Raw genomic sequence first — 6241 nt, 5'->3', positions numbered from 1 at the left:
GACCCCGCTGCTGACCCACTTCGACCGCAACGGCTTCGGCTACACCCTCAACCGCGCCACCGGCGAGCTCCTCGTCGCCGAGAAGTTCGACCCGGTCGTCAACTGGGCCTCCAAGGTCGACATGGACCGGGCGTCCCCCGGCTACGGCCGGCCGATCGTCGCCGAACGCTACTCGCCCGAGCGGACCGGCGAGGACGAGACCACCACCGGCATCTGCCCCGGCGCGATCGGGGCGAAGAACCAGCAGCCGGCGGCGTTCTCGCCCGGCACGGGGCTGTTCTACGTGCCCACCAACCACATCTGCATGAGCTACGAGCCGTTCCACGTCACCTACACGACGGGCGTGCCCTATGTCGGCGCCACCGTCGGGCTGCAGCCGCCGCCGGGCGAGTCCCGCACCGGCGCGTTCGTCGCCTGGGACGGCGTCGCGGGGCGGATCGCATGGTCCCTGCCCGAGCCGTTCTCGGTCTGGTCGGGCGCCCTCGCCACCGCCGGCGGCGTGGTCTTCTACGGGACGCTCGAGGGCTACCTGAAGGCCGTCGACGCGACGACGGGCGAGGAACTCTACCGGTTCAAGACCCCGTCGGGCATCGTCGGCAACGTGATGACCTACCGGCACGGCGGCCGTCAGTACGTGGCGGTGCTCTCGGGTGTCGGCGGCTGGGCCGGAATCGGCCTGGCCGCCGGCCTCACCGACCCGGCGGACGGCGCCGGCGCGGTCGGCGGGTACGCGGCACTGTCGGATTATACCGCGCTCGGCGGCCAGCTCACCGTCTTCGCCTTGCCCGTGCGGTGACGAGGCTGCGATACCAATCTGTGGGTGAATTTCCCACATCAAGCAGAAACATGCGCGTCGCACGATGTCGCTCCCGTTCGAGGAGCCGATCGATTCGATGCCGGATTCGCCTGCCACGCCGCGACGCTCGCGCCTGCGCGACCTTCTCGTCGCGATCGTGCTGACGGTGTGGATCGTCGCCGTGGCGCGGACCGAACGGACCGCGCAGCTGACCCCGCCGGTCGTGTCCTACGCGGCGGCCTCGCGCTGAGGCAGATCTCACAGCGTTCCGTCCGGGCGCTGCCCGATCGGCGCACCGGGCGCCGGCGCGCGGCCCAGGTCGAGACGCAAGGGTTGGCCGCCCGAAAGCCGGACCCGCGTCGGCTCCGTGCCGGTTTTCGTGTCTCCCTCCCCCGACGCCGATCCGGCCCCGGAGCTTAGTCCATAAGCGAATTCAAAATAGGAAAATAAACTGTACATTCCCGCTTTGTTCCGGTAAATAATCCTCATCGAAGGCGATTCGGATCGATGCCATGGCCAGACAACCGAGGATCGGTGAAGAGGTCCGGCAACTGAAGGGGCTTCTGGCCGGGCTCTCCCTCGACACGAAGCTGCTCCGCCTGGAGCAGGCACTCCGGCGAAAGGATTGGTCCGACCAGCCGCGCGCTCCTTTCGGTCAGCCTAACGGTGGGCAATGGATTGCCGGCGGCGGTGGGGATGGGAACGCCGTCGATCCGGACGTGCTGCGGCTGATCAAGCCGCAATGGGCACAGATGCCCGCAGCCGAGCCCACCCAGACCCGCGAGGAGACCCGTCTCGACGACGGCACCCGCATCCTCTCGATCCGCATCCGCGCCGGCCGGCGCGACTTCGACGAGCAGCACGCGGTCACCGCGCCGGACGGCGAGAGCCGGGTCTTCGAGACCCTCGGCGCGACGCAGACGATCCGCGACGGCGTCTCCGGCGAGATCCTGGGGCGCAGCACCTTCACGGCGAACGGCGCCGAGCCGGACGCGACGGTGCAGCCCGCCTTCCTGCAGGCGGTTCCGCTCGCCCTGGCGGCCGTTCGGGTCCTACGGACGCTCGAGCTCGCCGGCACGCTCTTCGCGACGCTTTCGGCGCAGCGGGGTCGCTACGGCACCGTCCTCGGCACTACGGCGCACGAGTTCCGTGGCGCCGAGGACTTCGAGCACATGCCGGCGATCTGGGTCGGTCAGCTCGACCAGGCATCCCTCGACGCCGCCTGCCCGAAGACCGGTGAGATCCAGACCCAGCTCGACGCGGTCGCCACGGCGGTTCGACAAAGTGGCGCGTATCGAACGCCGCAAGCCATCGGCACCGCGATCCACGTGCTGATGGATCGTTGGGCAAAAGCCCAGAACATCGCCGATTTCAAATCGGAGCTGTCGATTCTCAAGACTGGAGGCGAAGGCTCGTATGGTCAGTCCGGCACGAGCCGCCTTGACCAGTTTCATAGCCCACAGCCGACCGTCGCCTGCGTCTACGACTACAAGACGGGGCTTCGCGGCCTCGGTTGGTCCGATTCGGTGCGTTACGCGACCAGAGCCAAGATGCTGTTCCCCAAAACGCAGCGGATCATCGTCATACAGATGCGGGAGTCGCGATGACCACCAAGAAGCAGTTGGCTCGACTTTTTCGAGACGTGCTGAAGCACAATCCGGATTGGGTCCAAGTGAATCCGTATGCGATCTGGATCCGCCCGATCCGCCATTGCATCGCGCAGATCTACATCTATCGCGGCAGGTCTGCCGATGTATTTTGGCCCAGGTTCAGTATCGCGCCCTTGTACTGGAGTGGCGCGAACTGGGATTGGAATGTCGGCAGTTTTTCCGAGGGGTTCCGACGCGAGCCCCTACCTGCCCCCTTCACGCGGGACTACTTCCTCCAGCCCGATTACGAGCGCAGGCCGGAATTTCCCCAGCTTGCCGCCTGGGCGGCCACGGTCGGGGACTTCGCGTGGGCAGATCCCGAAATCGGCCGCATCTTCACGCGCGCGGTCGAGGAGCAGGTCCTGCCGCTGCTGCGCCCGATGGCCCTCGACCACCACGCCTACCTGGACTTCTACCGCAGCCACATCGTCCCGAGCCGCGGCCTTTACGACCAGCAGCGCATGGCGATCGCGCTCGCGGAGGGCGCGCTGGACGAGGCGCGCGAGTTCCTGGGCCGGATCTGGCGGTGGTACGAGAGCGACACCTACGGCGATTACGAGCCGCCCGAGATCCTCGACTATCCCAAGCGCGGCGCGCGCACGCAGCGCGCCATCGAGGCCTGGGAGAAGGCCGGCCGCTGCACCGACTACCGGCGCTGCCGCCGCCGCATCCTCGAGATCGTCGAACCGCTCCGCACCGGCGACCGCGCGGCCATCGCGGCGATCCTTCACCGCTGGGAGGCCGAGGCGGCGCGCTTCCACCAGGCCGAGCGCTGGTGGGAGCCGACGCCGTTTCCCATCGAGGAGGGGCTGGCCTGAGCGACCGTCGATCCGACCTCACAGAGGCCCTTCCACGGTCCAGGATCGCTCCTCGAGCGATTCCCGGGTCGTCCGGCTGCTTCGGGTCGAGGCGACGCGCAGCCGGAAAACGCTTGAATTCTTCGCGTTCACCCGCTAGATCGTTCCTCATCAGTTCTGGTTGCAGTCGCGAGGCTGCGGTTCGGGAGTGGGCCCCACCGGGTCCGCTCTTTTTTATTGCCGCAAGCCCCTCTCCTGTCCTCCGGAGCGCCGCCCCATCAGCGAGCCCGATCCTGAGCGCAGTCATGTCAGAGCCGACCGCCGTCCCCTCGCCCGAGCCGTCGGCTGAGCCGACGGAGAAGCGCCTGGTCCGCGAGACCGGCGTCGCCGCGCGCGTGGCGCAGGTGATCGAGGGTCCGATCGAGGGGCTCGGCTTCCGCCTCGTGCGGGTCAAGGTGTCGAGCGCGAACGGCTGCACCGTGCAGATCATGGCCGAGCGGCCGGACGGCTCGATGTCCATCGACGAGTGCGAGACCGTGAGCCGCGCGATCTCGCCGATCCTCGACCTCGATGACCCGGTCGGCATCGCCTACTATCTCGAGATCTCCTCGCCCGGCATCGACCGTCCGCTGGTCCGGGTCTCCGACTTCGCCCGCTGGGCCGGCTACGAGGCCAAGATCGAGCTCGCCGTGCCGCTCGGCGGCCGCAAGCGCTTCCGCGGGATCATCGGCGAGCCGGACGCGGCGGCGCTCACCGTCCCGGTCGACCTGCCCGACGTCAAGGAAGGCCTGCCGAGCCGGGTCTCGCTGCCGCTGCGCGACCTCGCCGATGCGCATCTGGTGCTCACGGACGAGCTCGTGCGCGAGTCGCTGCGGCGCGGCGGAGGCCCAGTGCAGGACCTCGACGAGGCGCTCGACGACGACGAGGCGGAAGACGCCCCGGCCCTTCCGCCGGCGCCGTTCCCGAAGCGGCAGAAGGCTTCCGCCAAGCCCAAGGCGGCCAAGCCGAAGCCCGCTTCGGACGCGCCCAAGAAGCCCGTGACCACCAAGGCGGCCCGCCTGAAGGACCGCGACTCGCTTCACTAGAGCATCGCCGCCCGCCCCGCTTGCAAAGCGGCGACCGGGGCGGCACCCCAAGAGAAGGACCGACACAGATGGCCGTCGTCAGCGCCAACCGGCTCGAACTCCTGCAGATCGCCGACGCGGTCGCCCGCGAGAAGGTGATCGATCGCTCCATCGTGATCGACGCGATGGAGGAGGCGATCGCCAAGGCGGCCCGCTCGCGCTACGGCGCCGAGACCGACGTGCACGCCGAGATCGACAACAAGACCGGGGCGCTGCGGCTCTCCCGCCACCTCCTCGTGGTCGACCTCGTCGAGAACGACGCCCGCGAGATCACCCTCGACCAGGCCCGGCGCTACAATCCCGGCGCGCTCGTCGGCGACGTGATCTCCGACACCCTGCCGCCCTTCGATTTCGGGCGCGTCGCCGCGCAGTCGGCCAAGCAGGTCATCGTCCAGAAGGTGCGCGACGCCGAGCGCGACCGCCAGTTCGACGAGTACAAGGACCGCATCGGCGAGATCGTGAACGGCCTCGTCAAGCGCGTCGAGTACGGCAACGTCATCGTCGACCTCGGCCGCGGCGAGGGCATCGTCCGGCGCGACGAGATGATCCCGCGCGAGACCTTCCGCCCCGGCGACCGCATCCGCTCGTACCTGTTCGACGTGCGCCGCGAGGTGCGCGGCCCGCAGATCTTCCTGTCGCGCTCGCATCCGCAGTTCATGGCGAAGCTCTTCGGCCAGGAAGTGCCGGAGATCTACGACGGCATCGTCGAGGTGAAGGCGGTCGCCCGCGATCCGGGCTCGCGCGCCAAGATCGCGGTGATCTCGCGCGACGGCTCGATCGATCCGGTCGGCGCCTGCGTCGGCATGCGCGGCTCGCGCGTCCAGGCGGTGGTCGGCGAGCTCCAGGGCGAGAAGATCGACATCATCCCGTGGTCGGAGGACCAGGCGACCTTCATCGTCAACGCGCTGCAGCCGGCCGAGGTCGTCAAGGTGGTGCTCGACGAGGAGGCCGACCGCATCGAGGTCGTGGTGCCCGACGACCAGCTCTCGCTTGCCATCGGCCGCCGCGGCCAGAACGTGCGCCTGGCCTCGCAGCTCACCGGCTGGGACATCGACATCCTGACCGAGGCCGAGGAGAGCGAGCGTCGCCAGAAGGAGTTCGCCGAACGCACCACCGTGTTCATGGGCGCGCTCGACGTCGACGAGACCGTCGGCCAGCTGCTCGCGGCGGAAGGCTTCCGCAACGTCGAGGAGATCGCCTACGTCGACATCCAGGAGCTGTCCTCGATCCAGGGCCTCGACGAGGAGACCGGCGCCGAGATCCAGGCCCGCGCCCAGGATCACCTCGCCCGAATCGAGCAGGAGCACGACGACCGCCGCACCGAGCTCGGCGTGCAGGACGAGCTGCGCGAGATCGACGGCCTGACCACGCCGATGCTGGTCTCGCTCGGCGAGAACGACGTGAAGACGATCGAGGATCTGGCCGGCTGCGCCACCGACGACCTCGTCGGCTACACCGAGGGCCGCGGGCCGGAGGCCAAGCGCCACGCCGGCTACCTCGACGGCTTCGAGGTCTCGCGCGCCGAGGCCGAGGCCATGATCATGGCCGCCCGCCTCCGCGCCGGCTGGATCGAGGCGCTGCCCGAGCCCGAGGCGACCGAGGACGCGGCGGAGCCCGCCGAGGCCGAGGCCAACTGACGACGCGAGGTCGGGCGATGATTCAGGCCGCTCAGCCGTCGGCTGACGAGGGCATCGTGGACGTCGTCCTCGATGCCGGGCCGAATCGTGGCCGACAGGGCGCGCTGCGCACCTGCATCGTCACGCGCACCGCGCAGGCGCCCGACGCGATGATCCGCTTCGTCCTCGGGCCGGACGGCGCCGTCGTGCCGGACCAGCGCGGTGGGCCGGACGATGGCGGTGACGTATAAACATCACC

At 69.1% G+C, this 6241-nt stretch carries 6 protein-coding genes and 1 pseudogene; all 7 read left to right on the top strand.

Annotated elements, in window-relative coordinates; all coding sequences use genetic code 11:
- Window positions 1-796, top strand: a 796-nt coding sequence (locus FV223_RS17660) for a PQQ-binding-like beta-propeller repeat protein (RefSeq protein WP_147728249.1), incomplete at its 5' end; no start/stop codon positions are given.
- Between the two features lie 97 nt (window positions 797-893).
- Window positions 894-1046 carry a hypothetical protein gene (locus FV223_RS30555; RefSeq protein ID WP_187274972.1) on the top strand — a complete coding sequence of 51 codons (153 nt, stop codon included), beginning with the start codon at window positions 894-896 and terminating at the stop codon, window positions 1044-1046.
- Window positions 1047-1308: 262 nt separating this feature from the next.
- On the top strand, window positions 1309-2403 hold the full coding sequence (locus FV223_RS17655; RefSeq protein WP_147728248.1) for a hypothetical protein: 1095 nt from the start codon (window positions 1309-1311) through the stop codon (window positions 2401-2403).
- Entirely contained in the window at window positions 2400-3263 is an 864-nt protein-coding gene (locus FV223_RS17650) for a hypothetical protein (RefSeq protein WP_147728247.1), read from the top strand. The genes FV223_RS17655 and FV223_RS17650 overlap by 4 nt, the downstream gene beginning before the upstream one ends.
- Window positions 3264-3547: 284 nt before the next feature.
- The gene (gene rimP / locus FV223_RS17645; protein WP_147728246.1) at window positions 3548-4327 is read left to right on the top strand and encodes a ribosome maturation factor RimP; all 780 of its coding nucleotides are present in this window, start codon (window positions 3548-3550) and stop codon (window positions 4325-4327) included.
- Window positions 4328-4395: 68 nt separating this feature from the next.
- The gene (gene nusA / locus FV223_RS17640) at window positions 4396-6003 is read left to right on the top strand and encodes a transcription termination factor NusA (protein ID WP_147728245.1); all 1608 of its coding nucleotides are present in this window, start codon (window positions 4396-4398) and stop codon (window positions 6001-6003) included.
- A gap of 17 nt (window positions 6004-6020) precedes the next feature.
- A pseudogene (locus FV223_RS17635) lies at window positions 6021-6203 on the top strand (DUF448 domain-containing protein); the annotation flags it as partial.
- Window positions 6204-6241: the final 38 nt, after the last annotated feature.

The organism is Methylobacterium sp. WL116 (genome assembly GCF_008039455.1).
Lineage (GTDB): Bacteria > Pseudomonadota > Alphaproteobacteria > Rhizobiales > Beijerinckiaceae > Methylobacterium.
The sequence above is the reverse complement of the archived record's forward strand: the minus strand, read 5'-3'. Positions and strand labels throughout refer to the sequence as shown.